The organism is Exiguobacterium sp. s36, assembly GCF_018618345.1.
Taxonomy (GTDB): Bacteria; Bacillota; Bacilli; order Exiguobacteriales; family Exiguobacteriaceae; genus Exiguobacterium; species Exiguobacterium chiriqhucha.
The window spans coordinates 183,814-199,712 of record NZ_JACSLW010000003.1 but is presented as its reverse complement, the minus strand read 5'-3'; the positions used below and the strand labels follow the sequence as shown (position 1 = coordinate 199,712).

The window sequence follows — 15,899 nt, the reverse complement described above, 5'->3', positions numbered from 1 at the left end:
CGTTTTTTATTTGACCTCGACGGTCTCCATGATGTGTTCATGGATGTCGTGTCCTTTTGTCACATGGACTTGAACGTTATACGTACCGGCCTCAAAGAATGTATGCTCACCCGCATAGTTTCCGCCTTCCGTTTCTTCGAGTTTCACCCACTCGTGTTTGTCTGCACCGTCTTTAAACACTTCAAGTTGAACATCCGCACCTGTCAACGCCTCATGCTCAATCTCGACGTTGACGGTGAACGGTTGGGCTTCCTCGGCGACCGCTTGTGTCGGGTCGAGGACAATGTCCGCTCCGGCGTGATGGTGATGATCTTCTTCAGCCTCTGCTTCCGCCGCTGTCTCTGGATGACCGACCGTCACGTTCGTCGTCGGCATCGTATGCATCGACCGAGCCGTTACATGCACTTGAACCGTATAGACCGCTTCTTCGGCAAACGACGTCTCCGCCTCATATACGCCGTCTTCTGTGAGCGTCGCTTTTGTCATCTCGCTCTCTTCCTTGGCACCGTTCTTCCAGACTTCGAACTTAATTTCGTCGGCGTCATCGACCGCTTTCCCGTCTTGCGTGACGCGAACCGCCAATGTGACCGCCTCGTCTTTATCGGCTGTCGCCGGCACGTTCAATTCTGCTTCTACCGGCTCCATCGATGGCGTGGTCTCGGCGCTTTTTGTTGTCTCATCTGTCCCGCACGCTCCGAGAACGAATAGACCGACCAGTCCAAACGTTACACCCAATCGTTTCATCATGGTGTTCATATTGAATCCCCCTATTCAATCGCTTACATTCTTCACACATTGTTCATGATAGCACCCTTTTTTCGGAAATGTGTGAGGATTGTGTGATATTTTCCGAGTTTACCACTCATAAATTGAACACAAATTTTGAGAGATATTATCCAAAAAATCCTTTGCCTATTTTTAGGATTGGACGGTGTTTGCCATCAAAAGGGGGTATATAAAATATATACACAGCTCAATATATGGAAAGCCTTAACATCAAGATACATACACCCAAGAATGGAGGCGAAACCAAAATGAAGAGCAAGTTTGTACGTGTATTGATGGCCTTGTTGATCATGTTGGCACCGTTAGTCGCTTATCCAAAATCGGCCGATGCCGCTGCTTCGAAATTCATTACGAGCGTGAGCACGACGAGTAAAGTCGTCGCGTTGACGTTCGATGACGGAGCGGATGGTGCGAATACGAATAAGATTTTGGACATACTTGCCAAGAACAATGTCAAAGCCACTTTCTTTTTGACTGGATCGGGCGCCAATAACCATCCTCAATACATCAAAAACATCGCCGCTAAAGGTCACCAACTCGGTAACCACTCGTATACCCATCCAGACTTCACGAAGTTGACCGCCACGCAAATGAAATCAGAACTCGATCGGACAGAAGCAAAAGTCAAATCGATTACCGGTAAAACAACAAAACCAATTTTCCGGGCCCCATTCGGCGCCGTTAACAGCGCCGTGTTGAGCGGGGTCGGTGCAGCAGGCTACGGCTACACGATTCAATGGAACATCGACACAGTAGACTGGAAAGGCGTCACTGCAAGCCAAATCAATACGAAAGTTCAAGCGAATATCAAACCTGGCTCAATCGTCTTGATGCACACCGGTGCTGGCGCTCTGGGCACACCGCTCGCCTTGCCGACGATGATTTCGCAATTGAAAGCGAAGGGCTATAAATTCGTCACCGTCTCCCAACTCCTTGCTTATCGTTCTACTTCGACTGCCAAAACGTATACCGTCAAATCAGGTGATACCCTCTATAGCATCGCTCGCGCCTATGGCGTCACCGTCTCTGCCCTCGCCGCCGCCAATAAAATCACAAACTACAATTTGATTTATGTCGGACAAGTGCTCGTCATCCCGGGTACGACAACAACTCCGACCACAGTGAAGTACACCGTCAAATCGGGCGACACGCTTTATAAGATTGCGACGCTGTATAACACGACCGTCGCCAAGATTGCCGCAGCCAACAATATTACGAACACGAGCTTGATTTACGTCGGACAAGTGCTTACAATTCCGCGTTAACCAAAAAGAAGTGTCCGCCATACATTCCGCGGACACTTCTTTTATGTGCCAAGACATTCATCGACCATCGCGACCGCGACATGCGCGTCATTGACCCCGTGGACGAGAACACGGCCGTCTTTGAATAAGAGCATCCGATGATTCCGCCAGCGCCATTCTAACGTGAACGGTGTTCGCTTCACCGCAATGTCAGCACGTTCGAGCAGATTGGCGATTGGGGCCAGTCCTTCGATGGACCGACGGACTTGAACGACGTCACGTCCGCATAGAAGCGACGTCTGCTGTCGATTTGACACAAGGCTCGGATAGTCATGCGTCTGACAAGACGGGCAAGACACGTCGATGAGCCGCGCGACGTCGAGTCGCTGCGACTGATTTTCCCACATGTCTTCAATCAAGAGCCGACGTTCCAACTTTTCAGGACGACCCGTCAAAAACTTCAACGTCTCGACGACTTGACGACTCGCCACGTGTTGTACAATCGGTGCTACCACTCCCGCTGTCGCACACGTCTGTCCGGCCAGTGGTAAGTGACGCATGAGGCAGCGAAGACATGGGGCCTCTCCCGGCATCACCGTGTAGTTCATGCCGTACGCCCCGACGCACGAGGCGAACAAGAACGGAATGCCGCGATCGAGTGCGAAATCGTTTAACAACAGCCGTGTCTCGACATTATCTGTTGCGTCCAAGACGAGATCGACGTGAGGCAAGGCGCGAAGCCAATCCCACGAGACGTCGACGATTTGCGCGTCTAACTCGATGTCCGAGTTGATGGCCCGTAGACGTTCGAGCGCGGCAATCGCTTTTGGCGTCTCACTGAGCGCATCCTGTTCTACGTAAAGCGTCTGTCGCTGTAAGTTTGTCACCTCGACATAATCCCGGTCGACGAGGACAAGCGAGACACCGGCCCGCACAAGCTGATCACTTACGGCCGCACCGAGCGCACCGAGACCGACGACGATCACCCGTTTCTCCATCAGACGTGCTTGGCCCTCTGCTCCGATTCCGTGGAACCGGGCCTGCCGCGCATAGCGCTCCGAGGCGTGTGTCATCGGACGTAATCCCCTGACTTCCCACCTTGTTTCTCGAGCAGATACGTCGGTCCGATGACAATCCCTTTATCGACGGCTTTTGTCATGTCGTACACGGTCAAGGCGGCGACGGACGCGGCCGTCAACGCCTCCATCTCGACACCGGTATCACCTTTCGTCTTCACGAACGCCTCGATGATGAGCTGCGTCCCGTCCCACTCGAACGTCAAGTCGACTTTTTTCAAGGCGAGCGGGTGACACATTGGGATGATGCGGCTCGTCTCTTTAGCGGCCATGATGCCAGCCACTTGGGCGACGGCGAGCACATCTCCTTTTGCAAGACTGCCGTCTGTGATGAGCTGTTTGAGTTCACGACTCAGTTCAACCGACGTACGGGCCCGAGCCGTCCGTGTCGTCTCTACTTTCCCGGATACATCGACCATCTGCGCCCGTCCTTGATTGTTCATATGTGTTAATTCCATCGTTTACCCTCCGCTCACCATCGGAATGACGGCGACCGTGTCTCCGTCTTCAATCATGTAATCATCTGTCTCATAACGTTCATTGACCGCGAACATGAGACGTTCCGCTCCCGACACGCCACGTTCCATCAACCCTTCCCGCAACGAAGCGATTGTCGTCGGTGCCGATACCGTGTAAGACCGCATCGCGAGCTCCTCTGCTACATGGGCAAAACATAATACTTCTATCATGAGTACGTCACTCCTTCCGGGCGTCCGGGTAATTGTTCTTTTTGGTCACCAATCCATTTCGTGCCGTCGGTCCAATGCTCCCGTTTCCAAATCGGGACAATCTCTTTGATCCGTTCGATAGCATAGCGATTTGCTTCATACGCGTCGGCTCGATGGGAAGAACTCGTCGCGATGACGACTGCTTCGTCCAGGATATCGAGACGTCCAATTCGATGATGGATGGCTGTCAACGCACCAGGCCATCGTTCTGAGACTTCATGCCCGATTTGCTCGAGCATCTTCTCCGCCATCGGTACGTACGATTCGTACTCGAGAAGCTCAGTCTGTTTAGAACCGGTCATTTCCCGCACCGTTCCGATAAAGAGCACGACCGCCCCGACATTTCGATGTCGGACCGTTTCGTAAAGTGCCATCGGCTCGAGCGGATGTTCATTTACTTGATACCACTTCATCTGCCATCCACCTTTCTACCATATCCAGCAAGCGTGCCCGGTCTGCCATGGCATCTCCACGTGCAATGACGTTCTTCAAACCAATCGGTTGTTCCTGTCCGTCTCGCACGAGCACGACTTTCGGATAATCTTTTTGCTTATAACCTTCAATGAGTAAGATGTCGACATGAGCCTCATACAAATTCAAGAGTAGTTCGAACGCGTCACCGGCTTGCCATTCGATGAACGTGCTGTCTTCACCAATCACACTCGATAACACCGCACCCGCCAAGGCGTGACGATGCGAGTCCGACATCGGTACGTCGATTGCTCCTCCATGACCGTGATGTTTGATGACGCCGACACGGAGTCCCTTCGCCGACAACCGCGCTGTCAAATCAGAAACGAACGATGTCTTGCCGCTATTTTGATAGCCGACCACTTGTAAAATCAAAGCTGATCGATGATTCGACATCGCACCGTGTCCCCCTTCTGAAACCCTCTCGTCCCGCCCGGCAAATGAATCAATGCATTGCACGTCGCGAGCGAAGAGACGATTCCCGATTTATCTTTACCACTCGGATGAACGACCGCCTGTCCGACCGCGTCGATTGTTATATGTCCACGTACAAATCGGTCAAACGGATTTGCTTTCGGGAAATCAGCACCAAGCGTCGCTTCGACGACCGGACGTTCTGCTTGCCCGAATAACGTCTTCATATACGTCCCGACAAATAGTTCCGTGCCGACGAAGCAGGCCGACGGATTGCCAGATAATCCGAATAACAGCCGACCTTCGAGGTGCGCGACTGTCGTGACGGACCCTGGCCGCATCCCGACTTTATTGAACAGTACTGTCGCTCCGAGCGCATCGTACACATCGGGCAAATAATCGAAATCGCCGACCGATACCCCGCCTGTCGTGACGATGGCATCACTCGACTGAAGCGCTTCTTCGACCGCCCGCTTCGTCGAAGTGAACGTATCCGGCAAGATGCCACCATATGTCGCTGTGCCACCGAGCTCCTCGATCTGAGCAAGGATCATATACGCATTCGAATTATAAATTTGACCGTCGCCTTTCTTGCATCCCGGTTCGATGAGCTCGTCTCCGGTCGCGAACACGGTGATGTGCGGTTTCACGTACACGTCAACTTGTTCGTAGCCGAACGTCGCGAGCAAGGCGATCACGCCCGGATTGATGCGGGTACCTCGGTCAACGATATTCGTCCCCATCGCCACATCTTCTCCGCGATAGGAGATATTGGCGTCACGGGCCGGTCGTTTGAACGTCACGACTCGTTCATCTGCTTGCACGAGCTCAAGCATGACAATCGCATCCGCCCCGTCTGGGATTTTAGCTCCGGTCATGATGCGAATCGCTTGGCCAGCACATAGCGGTTCTCCGACGTGTCCAGCTCCCTGCACGTATTGAACAGGCAAGGTCACCGGTTCGTCGCGACTCGCAGTCAACAAGTCCGCGGACTGGACGGCAAAGCCGTCATACGGTGATTTATCGAACGCTGGAACGTCATGCGTCGCGACGAGGTCCATCGCTAAAATTCTTCCGTGCGCTCGATACAATGGCACCGTTTCCGTCTTGGCTCGTCCCGACGTTTCTTCGACGAGTGCAATCGCCTCGTCGACGGCGAGCGGCTTTCGAAATAGGGTCGATCCCTTCTCCATCACTTCACTTCCTTCCGAGCAGTGCTTCATAATCATTTGGCGTATTCACATTTTTAAACCAATCCCGTTCTTCGAACGAGACGATGGTCGCCTCGGTCAAATGAGGCATGACCGCCCGTTCACCTCGATGTAAGGCAGCCACAAACTGCGATTCCATCGCCCGTGGATAGAGGGCGATGAGCGGATGAATTCGATTGTCGGCGTAGGCGACGACCGGTTGATTTCTTCGCTCCATCGCCAGGCGTTCATAAACACTTGCTGGCACCAAGGGCGTATCACACGCACAGACGGCGTACCAATCACTCGTAACGTGCCGCATGACGGTGACGATGCCTGCGATCGGCCCCATGCCTCGCCATTCTCGATCGTCTTCAAGTTGATACGGGGTCGTCGACTGTCCGGTGGGAACGACGCTCCACTGGGTCTCCGTCGTCGTAGCTAGGATGTTCCTTGCTCGTTCTTCAAACGAGGCGTCTTTGTAGCGAACTTGCCATTTAGGGGAGCCGAACCGACGCGATTGGCCGCCCGCCAAAACGATGCCAATCATCGCGTCGCTTCCCAGACGATGTGCGAGAGCTCGGGGAGAATCAAACGGGTCATCGCCAAGTCGACGGCGCCCCGTGACCCTGGCATCGAGAAGATGATTGTATCCCCGATACGTCCGGCGAGAGCGCGCGACAACATCGCGGCCGGTCCGATGTCGTCCGTGAAGCTTACGTGACGGAACAACTCGCCAAAGCCGACCATCTCCCGGTCGAGCAGTGGTCGAATCGTCTCGATGGTGACATCGCGCTTCGTAATTCCCGTCCCACCGGTCGTCAAGATGACATCCATCTTCTCATCAACCATTCGTCTGACGGCCGCCTCAATTTCTATCGGATCATCTTTCGTGATTTCACGGTATGTGACTGTGTGGGCCTCTGCTTTTAACAATGAGCAAATATGTTCTCCCGAAACGTCCGTATCGAGCGTGCGTGTATCCGAGATTGTTAAAATCGCGGCCCGGACACGCTTTGTATTTTCATGTACGTGATTGTGTGTCTGCATGGTTTTCACCCTCCGATGTAACTCATTTCAATCCGGTTGCGTGTCCGGTTCCCATTTCGTGATCGTTCTTCCGAATAGCGATCGTCGCGCACTTCCCATACCATTTTTAACGTCATCGCGATGAGGTCGTCACTCGCTCCGCTGCGAAGCAGCTCGCGAATATCTGTCCCTTCTTCCGCGAACAGGCACGTATACCATTTGCCATCGCTCGATAGCCGGCCTCGTGTGCACGTCCCGCAGAACGGTTGACTGACCGAAGAGATAAAACCAACTTCTGCTCCATCATCGTAGCGATAACGTTTGGCCACCTCCCCGAGCGCCTCGGGAGCAAGTGGTTCGAGCAAGCCGTTCTGTTGGCGCAACACGCCGAGTATTGATTCAGACGATACGACATGTTCAACGTTCCACTCGTTCGCTGTGCCGACGTCCATGAACTCGATATAACGGAGCGTGATGTTCCGTTCTTTAAAATAGGCGGCCATCGGGGCGACTTCATGATCGTTCCAACCTTTCCGGACAACCATGTTCACTTTCACCTCGAGCCCTTGTCGTTTCGCCTCATCGATGCCTCGTAACACCGTTTCAGGCGACGTCCCGCGCCCGTTCATCATCCCAAACGTCTCGGCTGATAAGGCGTCTAGACTCACATTGACCCGGTCCAACCCGGCTTGCTTCAACGCCTTCGCCATCCGTTCTAAATAAACGCCGTTCGTCGTCAATCCGATCGTTTCGATGGTCGTGACCGCCCGCAGGCGGCGAATCAACTCATCGAGATTCGCTCGAAGTAGCGGTTCGCCTCCGGTCAAGCGTACTTTTTTCACGCCATGCGGAGCGATAATCCGAACGAATCGCTCAATCTCATCGAATGATAACAACTCATCTCGCTTTAAAAATTGGTGGTGGCGAAACGCTTCTTCAGGCATGCAGTACCGGCATCGGAAGTTACATTTATCAATCACCGAGATACGCAAATCTTCCAACGGTCGTCTCCGACGATCGGTCCATGGTGTCATGTGGGTTCATCCTTTCTGTCAACGACAGAAGGGACCTCCTAAGTCCCTTCCCAAAAGTCAGCGAATCGGCTTTTCAGCACCGTTCCGCAAATAGTAATAAATTGTAGTGACGATTGAAATCGCGTAGAGTCCGAGCATGACGAACAACGCGCCATTGAACGAACCGACGAGTTCGAGCGACCAGCCGAACATTTTCGGAATGAAGAAGGCGCCGTAAGCGGCAAACGCTGCCGAGAATCCGACGACGGCCGGTGTCTTCGTTGCCACAAACACGTGGGGAATCATCGCAAACGTCGCACCGGAGTTGAGTCCGGTCGCGATGAACAGAACGACGAACGAGATGAAAAACATCGTCAAGTTGTCGTTCGTGATGGCCAGGATGACACTCATCGTCCCGAGCGCCATGACACCGAACACGACCAATGTCACTTTGGCCGCTCCGACCTTATCACTAATCCAACCTCCGAATGGACGTGAGGAAGCGCCGAGGAACGCACCAAGGAAGGCGAGTGCCAACAAGTCCGATTCAGGGAACTTTAATTTCAAAATCATCGGGAACGCAGCGGCATATCCGATGAACGAACCGAAGGCCGCCGTGTAGAGCAACGTTTGAATCCAAAAGTGCTTGTCTTTGAACACGCTCGCCTGTTCTCGAATCGATTGGCGTGCCGTCGGTAAGTTATCCATGAACAAGTAGGCACAGACTGTCAATATGATGGTCGGCACGACCCAAAGCAGCGCCGCGTTTTGGAGCCAAATCTGTTGCCCGGTCTCAGTCACGAGGGCGTTGCCGCCAATGAATCCGAATATACTCGTCGTGATGACAAGCGGTGTGATCAATTGAACGAGCGAGACGCCCAAGTTCCCGATGCCTCCGTTAATCCCAAGCGCCGTCCCTTTTTTCGCTTTCGGATAAAACGCACCGATATTGGCGTTTGACGACGAGAAGTTCCCCCCACCTAGTCCGCAAAGAGCGGCCAAAATCATGAACACCCAATACGGTGTGTTGACGTTTTGCACGGCGTAGGCGATACCAAGGAGCGGCAACAACAAAATCGACGTCGAGAAGATCGTCCAGTTCCGCCCGCCGAATATACTGTTCGCAAACGTGTAGAAAAAGCGCAACGACGCCCCGACAAGTCCAGGCAGTGCGGCCAACGTGAATAATTGGCCTTGAGTAAAGCTGAATCCAATCGAATTCAATTGGACGGCCGCGACCGACCACATCTGCCAAACGATGAACGCAAGCGTCAGGGCCGGGACTGAGACAAGTAGGTTGCGATTGGCGACTTGTTTCCCCGTCCCTTCCCAGAACCCCACGTCCTCTGGCTTCCACTCGGCGAGTGCATGCGACCCTTTGTCTAATTGTTGCATTGTCTATTCCTCCTCTAAACGGTTCAATTCGTATCCTAATCCCATCCTATCGACCCCTCCCTTAAAAAAGTGTGCCTTCTTTCACACTTATTTCGCATGTTGAGTTTTTTTATCGGCTTGTCATCAATCTGTGACAAAATCGCCTTTCTTTCGGTTCTGTGACATTGAACACAGAAAAACCCTCCCCGATTCCTTATCGTAAGGAATAGAGGAGGGATAACTGTGTCACATCTTATTCAAATTCATTGCGCATCCGAGGCTCGTTTGGCGCTGCAGCCATATTTCTTCAGTCAAGATGGGGCCCATGTGTTCCGCGTCTTCGGTGTCTCGATTGCCGAAGCGGCGTTCACGGAGACGGGCATCACCGTCACGTTCCCACTGGAAAGTCCGATGGAAGAACTGCAAGCCCTGCATGACTTGCTTGTCCGAATCGATACAAACCACGACGTGACGATCGATGATACCCAGGCGGTCATCGGCTACCTAGGGGACGGGACGGTGGTCACCGTCTATCGCCACTTCAAACGTTGGCTGGACTTTTTGTCCGCAGCGCGCGTTCGCTCGATGGAAGGTGTCGTCGTCGAAGTCCGTGCTAACGGGGTCAAGCTAGCCGAAGGAGTACTTCGGTCTTACGAGTTGATGGAAGATGGCGATTTTTATGTATCGGCCTGTACAATCGAGGCCGATGGGTTAGAACATTTCGAGGGCGAGCTATCACTTGCTGCCGTGATGTGATCAATCGATGACACAGACTGAAATGGGACAGTCCTCACAATGGTTGAGCTGTTTCAAGCGGTCGAGGTCATGAATGATGATTTGACGAGACGGGAGCGACAAAATCCCCTCTTGGGCGAGCTCGTTCAACATGCGGTTCACGCGTTCGCGCGACGTTCCGCAATAGTTGGCGAGCTCTTGATTTTTCAGTTTCAAGTCGATGAGAATGCCACCTTCGACTTCCACCCCATAGCTGTTCGCCATGCGAATGAGCGTCGAATAAAGCGCCCCTTTCTTCCCGTTCAACACCAAGTCTCTAAATTTCGTATGCTGCTTCCGCATATGTTCGTTAATCATAATCATGAACTCGCGGACGAACTCGGGATTCGATGACAAAATCATCGTTTCAATCCGTTCGATTTTGACCGCATAAATTTCACTGTCTTCTAACGCTTTCGCGTTAAACAGATATTTCGGATCGATTGCGAACAACGTCAATTCTCCGCAACAAGCCTCAGCGCTTAAACAACGTAACGTCAATTCTTTTCCATTTTCCGTCAATTTCGAAATTTGGATTAGTCCACTCTTTACAATATAAAATTCGGATGCGTCTTCTTGTTCCCGGAACAGAAACCCGCCTTTGGGGACATGAATGATTCGATGTGCCAATTTTTTTGTTTCCTCGAGCACCATCGATTTACTTGAATGAGCCATTTCCACCGACCTTCCTTAAAAACACGTTGCACCATATGAAAGCTTGCCTTCATTCTAAACACAAACCCCCTCGAAACGCAATCAACATTTGGAAGCGTTTCAAGGGGACGACTATTCTTTCATGCGATATTCAATTTTTTTCCAATATCGATATAATAAGGCGATCAATCCGACATTGATGATGGCGATGGCCATATATAGTCGCATCGAGGCATGATCATACACCATATAGCTCTCAATTGTATATTGCAACAGCACCATGTTCGTCGCGAGCAACACGACCAGTCCGATTAAACTCCAACCGTTACGCCCCATGATGAATCTCTCTTCCGACCGCAAAGATTTTCCCATTCTCAATCTCCAGTAGGATTTTAGGAAGCTCCCGTTGTGGCGGACCCGCTTGCGGCTGTCCATCCAGACCGAAGTAGCCGCGGTGGCATGGGCAGAGGAGCACATCTTCTTCCTCTACATAAAACACAGGACACTGCAGATGTGTACATTTGTTGTTATAGGCGACGAACTCACCGGTCTTTAAATGAACAAGCAACGATGGTTCCGTACCCGGATATTCAAATTCGAGTGATTTCCCGCGCTCGAGCGCCGCGACCGTCGTGATGAACTGACGGTCGGTTCTCGGCTCGCTTCGAACGAAGGTCGCGATATTGAACGGGACCGTCGCGAGACCGAGCGCGATGCCGGCCCCAAACGTCGATTTGATGAAGGCCCGTCGGTTCAGTTTCACATCATCGGCCCGACTCAAGTTATCGACAAGTGCGGATAACCGTTCCCGCTCTTTTGAATCTTTCGACATAAGTCATCTTCCTTTCTGCCTCAGTCGGAATAGACGCCAAAGAATTCAGGGACGTAATTCCATTTATCATCTTGTGAAGGTTTTTTTCCTTCAATCATGTTCATTTGAACGCGCTGACGACGCAGTTGCATCATCTCGTCATGGTCAATGAAACGAATCGCATCTGACGGACAAACTGACGCACACATCGGCGCGATATCATGTTTGGAACGGTCGTAACACATGTCGCATTTATACATCTTGTTCTTCTCAAAATCGAACTTCGGAATCCCGAACGGACAAGCGAACGTACAGTTCCGGCAGCCGATACATTTTTCTTCGGAAGCCGATAAGACGACACCTTCTGGCGTGATTTGAATCGCATTGGCCGGACACACTTGAGCACAAGCTGGATTTTTACATTGCATACAGATCATCGGGAACGTCTGACGGTTCTCCGAGAAATCGATATAGTCCACGTAGTTGCGCTCAAGTCCGTCATGATCGCCACATTCGCGGCAAGCCGCCTGACAAGCTCGACAGCCGATACAGCGTTCAAATTCTAAATACATGACTTTATTCATTTCGTATGAACCTCCTCATCCATGACGTGACAGCTCGTCGCAATCGCATGGTCCGCCATGAACGGTACGCTCGAACCGAGTGGCACCGTCAACGGGTTAATGTGTAGCGGCGTATTCGCCGGTAACTTCTTCAGTTGAACCGCACATACTTTGAACTCAGGCATGCGTGACATCGGATCGAGACACGGATTCGTCAATTGATTGATGGCGAGCTCTTTGCCCCAATGGTAAGGGACAAAGACGGTATCGTTTCGAATCGCCTTCGTCAAACGCGCCTCGACGACCATCGCTCCGCGGCGTGTCCGCAGTTCGACTTTGTCACCCGTTTGTAGGCCATAACTTGAGGCGAGCTCGGGATGAATCTCCACGAACGGCAATTTTGACATCGTGCTCAAGAAATCGACACGACGCGTCTGGTTGCCCGACAAGTAATGGAAGACGACACGGCCTGTCGTGAGCGTGACCGGATATTCTTCATTCGCATATTCGCCGGCCGGTCGATACGTGACGACGGGCAAATTCGCTTTCCCGTTTGCCGTCCCAAACCGTTCTTTGAACATCGTCGGTGTGCCCGGATGGTCTTCAGACGGACACGGCCAGAAGACGCCATATTCGTTGTCGATTCGTTCCCACGTGATTCCGGAGTAGTCGGCCGCTCCACCTTTTGTCGCGATGCGGAACTCCTCCCAAATGTCACGCGCCGTCTCGTACGGGAAGTACTGTCCGCGTCCCATCCGTTCAGCAATCCGCTTCATGATTTCCCAGTCTGGAAGCGAGTCTCCGAGCGGTTCGCGCACTTTCCGGATCCGAATGACACGTCCTTCTAGGTTCGTCGTCGTCCCTTCATCTTCGGCCCACGAACAAGCCGGCAAGACGACGTCCGCGAACTCGCAAGATTCTGACATGAAGAAGTCGCTGACGACGAAGAAATCGAGCTTATTGAAACTGTCCCACACGTACGGTAGGTTCGGTGCCGAGACGGCCGGATTCGAACACATGAGGTGCATCGCCCGAATCGTTCCCGCTTGAATCTCATCGAACATTTCGAATGCAGACACCCCTGGTTTTGGCATCTCAGAAGGATCGATGCCCCAGACACCGCTCACATATTCGACGGCTTTCGGGTCAGTTAACTTCCGGTAGCCCGGTAACAAATCGGCTTTTTGTCCATGTTCTCGTCCGCCTTGGCCATTCCCTTGCCCGGTCATCGTAGCGACACCCGAGGCGAATTTTCCGACCATGCCGCGCAGAAGTGCCATCGACGTGTAGAGCGAGACGTTGTCGACGCCTTTTGACTGTTGTTCGACACCACGGGCAAACAACATGACCGACCGTGGGCTCTTTCCGTAAATTTGGCCTGCCTTTTCAAGCTTTTCGATAGCAATCCCCGTCACGTCACTCGTCCGTTCGAGCGTCCAGTCACGGACCGACGCCTTCAACTCTTCGTAGTTATCGCAACGCTCATCCACATACGCTTGATCGACATAATCGTGTTCGACTAAAAAGTTGAGCAGTCCCATCGCAAGCGCCGCATCCGTCCCCGGTTTCAAATCGAGGTGGACATCGGCGACACGCGCCATCGGAATCTCACGCGGGTCGGCGACGATGATTTTCGCGCCTTTGTCCTTCGCTTTCCAAATATGCTGCGTCGTCGTCGGATGACATTCGGCGATATTCGAACCGGCGACAAAGAACGTGTCGACATGCTCGAACTCCGTCCACGGGAGCGTCGCCCCGCGGTCAATCCCGAGTGTCTTTAAGAAACCGCCGGCGGCAGATGACATACAGAAGCGGCCGTTATAGTCGATGAATCGTGTGCCGAGTGCGACCCGCGCATACTTCCCGACGAGGTAACATTTCTCATTCGTCATCGAGACGCCGCCGAAGACAGACACCGCATCCTTTCCGTGCTCTCGTTGAATCCGTTTAAAGTTCGCTTCAATCACGTCGAGCGCTTCGTCCCATGTCGCTTTCTCAAACTTGCCATTCCGCTTGATGAGCGGTGTGAGGATACGGTCCGGATGCTCAATCGTTTGATAGGCCGTGACGCCTTTCGGACAAAGCTTGCCTTTATTCACCGGGAAATCGTAGCGTGGTTCGACGCCTTTGACGGCCCCGGTCTTCTCATCGACCCGGATGTGCATGCCGCACTGCATCCCGCAGTAGCAACAATGGGTCGTAATCAGTTTCTCACCAGGTTTGATTAAGTTCTGTACTTCTGGCGACGTTAAAAAGTCACTCATCGTCTTCCCCTCCATAGAACGTCTCCGCTCTTCGTTTTGAAAATCCACTGACGTGATAGCCGTTAATCGTTTGAAGCGGATAATGCATCCCGTCACTTCCTGGCCGTCCGAGCGCCGAATCGAGCCGGGCCCGACGACGACAGGCGTGACAGAGGTCTTGGACCGTATGTGCCGCATCGACTTTCACGAGTTGGTCCGACCCTTCGAGCATTTTTTTTACTTGTTCAATCTCTTCAAGCGTCCCAGTCGGTTCTCCGCATTTAACGCACAGGTGTCTCATCTTTTGCCTCATCTTTCGTCTCCTTCGGCCGGCCGAACCCTGGCATCGACATGCCGGTATTCGTATCGACCGGGTGCGTCGATAACTGTCCATTCATCAAGTTCAACTGCATCTTCACACGCATCGAACGTCGACACGGTTGGCAGTAATCCGACAGCTGGGTCCCGTCACTGAGTCCGAGCTGAATCGTCTGTGCTTGTAAAATCGCTTGGACGTCCTCGACTTGATTGTCCGTTGCATAGCGTGTGCCACACCCAGCGCAGACACGCGTCTCATCCGCTTCGACTTCCCGGTAGTTCATCGGTACGCTGGCTGCCATCGGTCGGACTGGCAAGTGGAACAGTTTACCGAACGGGAAGTAGCATAAAAAGATGATGACGGTCAATTGATGGAACAAGGCGAGTTCATGATGAATGAAGCCGCCGAAGAATACGTACGACACGGTCAACAAGAGACCTGATACGGTGACGATGAGCAACATGAGGAGCGGTAAAATATCAAATTCGAACCGCTGTGTCACTTTCACGTCCTGGTCGTTAATCCGGCGATAGAGTGCCATGAGCACGCCGACGAGCAACATGAGCGCGGTGATGTTCAAGCCGTTATAGACAAGCTCGGCGAACAACCCATGCGCGGCCATTTTGATGGTCGGGATGTTGAAGACGACGATTTGATACGTCTCGATATCAATCAAATCAAAGCGCATCCATTGGAACGTCAAGCCGAACGTAATGGCGAACGACCCGAGGCATCCCCAGGCGATCAACATATGTTGGGTCCAGCGGTACCAGCCACGTTCCCAGATGAACTTCTGTAAGACGATGTTATTGACAGTTGTCGTGGCGACGGCTTTACCGGCCCGTTTCTTTTCTGCCTTCATTTGTTTAAAGCTCCTCTTCAATACTTGCGAAGTGGCCGGCCGTGCAAAGAATAACGTCAAACGAACGACCATCCCAATCATGCAAATGACGGCGGCGATATAGTAGCCGAACAACGCCATGTCCACGTGCTCAAATCCTGCCGACGCGACCCACGTCGAGAGCACCAAGGCGGTGAATCCTACGAACGACCACTTTGCAGCGGTCGAATAAAAATAACGATCGGACATATGTGTTCCCCCTTCTCTTTCCGAGCGACTTCATAGTTTCATCATAAAGATGACATCTCGACTTAACTGTTACTTTTTTCACAGATAAGCGATTCGAGACGTGACAGAATAATGAACGAA

20 protein-coding genes are annotated in these 15,899 nt (G+C 52.4%); 2 read left to right on the top strand and 18 right to left on the bottom strand.

The window, feature by feature from the left end; all coding sequences use genetic code 11:
• Positions 1-6 precede the first annotated feature (6 nt).
• Positions 7-756, bottom strand: a complete 750-nt coding sequence (locus KNP95_RS08910) for a FixH family protein (protein ID WP_214801610.1) — start codon at positions 754-756, stop codon at positions 7-9.
• 278 nt (positions 757-1,034) lie between these two features.
• On the opposite strand from KNP95_RS08910, the gene KNP95_RS08905 reads away from it, so the two are divergent.
• On the top strand, positions 1,035-2,051 hold the full coding sequence (locus tag KNP95_RS08905) for a LysM peptidoglycan-binding domain-containing protein (protein ID WP_214836709.1): 1,017 nt from the start codon (positions 1,035-1,037) through the stop codon (positions 2,049-2,051).
• A 41-nt stretch (positions 2,052-2,092) separates the two neighbouring features.
• On the opposite strand, the gene KNP95_RS08900 is transcribed toward KNP95_RS08905, so the two are convergent.
• The 10 genes from KNP95_RS08900 to KNP95_RS08855 are packed head-to-tail and all read right to left on the bottom strand — an operon-like array spanning position 2,093 to position 9,346.
• On the bottom strand, positions 2,093-3,103 hold the full coding sequence (locus KNP95_RS08900) for a ThiF family adenylyltransferase (RefSeq protein WP_214836706.1): 1,011 nt from the start codon (positions 3,101-3,103) through the stop codon (positions 2,093-2,095).
• Entirely contained in the window at positions 3,100-3,564 is a 465-nt protein-coding gene (gene moaC, locus KNP95_RS08895) for a cyclic pyranopterin monophosphate synthase MoaC (protein WP_021068033.1), read from the bottom strand. Before moaC ends, KNP95_RS08900 begins: the two co-directional genes overlap by 4 nt.
• A 3-nt stretch (positions 3,565-3,567) precedes the next feature.
• On the bottom strand, positions 3,568-3,795 hold the full coding sequence (locus tag KNP95_RS08890; RefSeq protein WP_021068032.1) for a MoaD/ThiS family protein: 228 nt from the start codon (positions 3,793-3,795) through the stop codon (positions 3,568-3,570).
• Positions 3,792-4,247, bottom strand: coding sequence for a molybdenum cofactor biosynthesis protein MoaE (locus tag KNP95_RS08885; protein ID WP_021068031.1), 456 nt, complete (start codon positions 4,245-4,247; stop codon positions 3,792-3,794). The genes KNP95_RS08890 and KNP95_RS08885 overlap by 4 nt, the downstream gene beginning before the upstream one ends.
• Positions 4,225-4,701, bottom strand: coding sequence for a molybdopterin-guanine dinucleotide biosynthesis protein B (mobB, locus tag KNP95_RS08880; protein ID WP_214836703.1), 477 nt, complete (start codon positions 4,699-4,701; stop codon positions 4,225-4,227). Before mobB ends, KNP95_RS08885 begins: the two co-directional genes overlap by 23 nt.
• Positions 4,677-5,912 carry a molybdopterin molybdotransferase MoeA gene (locus KNP95_RS08875; RefSeq protein WP_214836700.1) on the bottom strand — a complete coding sequence of 412 codons (1,236 nt, stop codon included), beginning with the start codon at positions 5,910-5,912 and terminating at the stop codon, positions 4,677-4,679. The genes mobB and KNP95_RS08875 overlap by 25 nt, the downstream gene beginning before the upstream one ends.
• A 4-nt stretch (positions 5,913-5,916) precedes the next feature.
• Positions 5,917-6,459, bottom strand: coding sequence for a molybdenum cofactor guanylyltransferase (locus tag KNP95_RS08870; protein WP_214836697.1), 543 nt, complete (start codon positions 6,457-6,459; stop codon positions 5,917-5,919).
• On the bottom strand, positions 6,456-6,959 hold the full coding sequence (locus tag KNP95_RS08865) for a MogA/MoaB family molybdenum cofactor biosynthesis protein (RefSeq protein WP_021068027.1): 504 nt from the start codon (positions 6,957-6,959) through the stop codon (positions 6,456-6,458). Before KNP95_RS08865 ends, KNP95_RS08870 begins: the two co-directional genes overlap by 4 nt.
• Before the next feature lie 5 nt (positions 6,960-6,964).
• A complete protein-coding gene (gene moaA, locus KNP95_RS08860; protein WP_021068026.1) occupies positions 6,965-7,972 on the bottom strand; it encodes a GTP 3',8-cyclase MoaA in 1,008 nt (335 codons plus the stop codon).
• A 57-nt stretch (positions 7,973-8,029) separates the two neighbouring features.
• Positions 8,030-9,346, bottom strand: a complete 1,317-nt coding sequence (locus tag KNP95_RS08855; RefSeq protein WP_021068025.1) for an MFS transporter — start codon at positions 9,344-9,346, stop codon at positions 8,030-8,032.
• Positions 9,347-9,568: 222 nt separating this feature from the next.
• Between KNP95_RS08855 and KNP95_RS08850 the strand changes: the two genes are divergently transcribed.
• Complete coding sequence (locus tag KNP95_RS08850) at positions 9,569-10,081, top strand: hypothetical protein (protein ID WP_021068024.1); 513 nt, start codon at positions 9,569-9,571, stop codon at positions 10,079-10,081.
• Here KNP95_RS08850 and KNP95_RS08845 read toward each other — a convergent pair whose 3' ends face one another.
• From KNP95_RS08845 to KNP95_RS08815, 7 genes are all read right to left on the bottom strand, one after another.
• Complete coding sequence (locus KNP95_RS08845; protein WP_021068023.1) at positions 10,082-10,774, bottom strand: Crp/Fnr family transcriptional regulator; 693 nt, start codon at positions 10,772-10,774, stop codon at positions 10,082-10,084. It abuts the gene before it with no gap.
• Between the two features lie 111 nt (positions 10,775-10,885).
• The gene (locus tag KNP95_RS08840) at positions 10,886-11,089 is read right to left on the bottom strand and encodes a hypothetical protein (RefSeq protein WP_214836695.1); all 204 of its coding nucleotides are present in this window, start codon (positions 11,087-11,089) and stop codon (positions 10,886-10,888) included.
• Positions 11,079-11,585, bottom strand: a complete 507-nt coding sequence (locus tag KNP95_RS08835; protein WP_214830524.1) for a QcrA and Rieske domain-containing protein — start codon at positions 11,583-11,585, stop codon at positions 11,079-11,081. The genes KNP95_RS08840 and KNP95_RS08835 overlap by 11 nt, the downstream gene beginning before the upstream one ends.
• Positions 11,586-11,605: 20 nt before the next feature.
• Positions 11,606-12,148 carry a 4Fe-4S dicluster domain-containing protein gene (locus KNP95_RS08830; RefSeq protein WP_021068020.1) on the bottom strand — a complete coding sequence of 181 codons (543 nt, stop codon included), beginning with the start codon at positions 12,146-12,148 and terminating at the stop codon, positions 11,606-11,608.
• A complete protein-coding gene (locus tag KNP95_RS08825) occupies positions 12,145-14,391 on the bottom strand; it encodes a molybdopterin oxidoreductase family protein (protein ID WP_214836692.1) in 2,247 nt (748 codons plus the stop codon). Before KNP95_RS08825 ends, KNP95_RS08830 begins: the two co-directional genes overlap by 4 nt.
• Positions 14,384-14,671, bottom strand: coding sequence for a hypothetical protein (locus KNP95_RS08820; protein ID WP_214836689.1), 288 nt, complete (start codon positions 14,669-14,671; stop codon positions 14,384-14,386). Before KNP95_RS08820 ends, KNP95_RS08825 begins: the two co-directional genes overlap by 8 nt.
• Positions 14,652-15,779 carry an MFS transporter gene (locus KNP95_RS08815; protein WP_214836686.1) on the bottom strand — a complete coding sequence of 376 codons (1,128 nt, stop codon included), beginning with the start codon at positions 15,777-15,779 and terminating at the stop codon, positions 14,652-14,654. The genes KNP95_RS08820 and KNP95_RS08815 overlap by 20 nt, the downstream gene beginning before the upstream one ends.
• Between the last annotated feature and the right edge of the window lie 120 nt (positions 15,780-15,899).

Excerpts from the sequence above, each read along its gene's own strand:
- KNP95_RS08910 (WP_214801610.1), bottom strand. The coding sequence starts at position 756 with ATGAACACCATGATGAAACGATTGGGTGTAACGTTTGGACTGGTCGGT.
- KNP95_RS08905 (WP_214836709.1), top strand. The coding sequence starts at position 1,035 with ATGAAGAGCAAGTTTGTACGTGTATTGATGGCCTTGTTGATCATGTTG.
- KNP95_RS08900 (WP_214836706.1), bottom strand. The coding sequence starts at position 3,103 with ATGACACACGCCTCGGAGCGCTATGCGCGGCAGGCCCGGTTCCACGGA.
- moaC (WP_021068033.1), bottom strand. The coding sequence starts at position 3,564 with ATGGAATTAACACATATGAACAATCAAGGACGGGCGCAGATGGTCGAT.
- KNP95_RS08890 (WP_021068032.1), bottom strand. The coding sequence starts at position 3,795 with ATGATAGAAGTATTATGTTTTGCCCATGTAGCAGAGGAGCTCGCGATG.
- KNP95_RS08885 (WP_021068031.1), bottom strand. The coding sequence starts at position 4,247 with ATGAAGTGGTATCAAGTAAATGAACATCCGCTCGAGCCGATGGCACTT.
- mobB (WP_214836703.1), bottom strand. The coding sequence starts at position 4,701 with ATGTCGAATCATCGATCAGCTTTGATTTTACAAGTGGTCGGCTATCAA.
- KNP95_RS08875 (WP_214836700.1), bottom strand. The coding sequence starts at position 5,912 with ATGGAGAAGGGATCGACCCTATTTCGAAAGCCGCTCGCCGTCGACGAG.
- KNP95_RS08870 (WP_214836697.1), bottom strand. The coding sequence starts at position 6,459 with ATGATTGGCATCGTTTTGGCGGGCGGCCAATCGCGTCGGTTCGGCTCC.
- KNP95_RS08865 (WP_021068027.1), bottom strand. The coding sequence starts at position 6,959 with ATGCAGACACACAATCACGTACATGAAAATACAAAGCGTGTCCGGGCC.
- moaA (WP_021068026.1), bottom strand. The coding sequence starts at position 7,972 with ATGACACCATGGACCGATCGTCGGAGACGACCGTTGGAAGATTTGCGT.
- KNP95_RS08855 (WP_021068025.1), bottom strand. The coding sequence starts at position 9,346 with ATGCAACAATTAGACAAAGGGTCGCATGCACTCGCCGAGTGGAAGCCA.
- KNP95_RS08845 (WP_021068023.1), bottom strand. The coding sequence starts at position 10,774 with ATGGCTCATTCAAGTAAATCGATGGTGCTCGAGGAAACAAAAAAATTG.
- KNP95_RS08840 (WP_214836695.1), bottom strand. The coding sequence starts at position 11,089 with ATGGGGCGTAACGGTTGGAGTTTAATCGGACTGGTCGTGTTGCTCGCG.
- KNP95_RS08835 (WP_214830524.1), bottom strand. The coding sequence starts at position 11,585 with ATGTCGAAAGATTCAAAAGAGCGGGAACGGTTATCCGCACTTGTCGAT.
- KNP95_RS08830 (WP_021068020.1), bottom strand. The coding sequence starts at position 12,148 with ATGAATAAAGTCATGTATTTAGAATTTGAACGCTGTATCGGCTGTCGA.
- KNP95_RS08825 (WP_214836692.1), bottom strand. The coding sequence starts at position 14,391 with ATGAGTGACTTTTTAACGTCGCCAGAAGTACAGAACTTAATCAAACCT.
- KNP95_RS08820 (WP_214836689.1), bottom strand. The coding sequence starts at position 14,671 with ATGAGACACCTGTGCGTTAAATGCGGAGAACCGACTGGGACGCTTGAA.
- KNP95_RS08815 (WP_214836686.1), bottom strand. The coding sequence starts at position 15,779 with ATGTCCGATCGTTATTTTTATTCGACCGCTGCAAAGTGGTCGTTCGTA.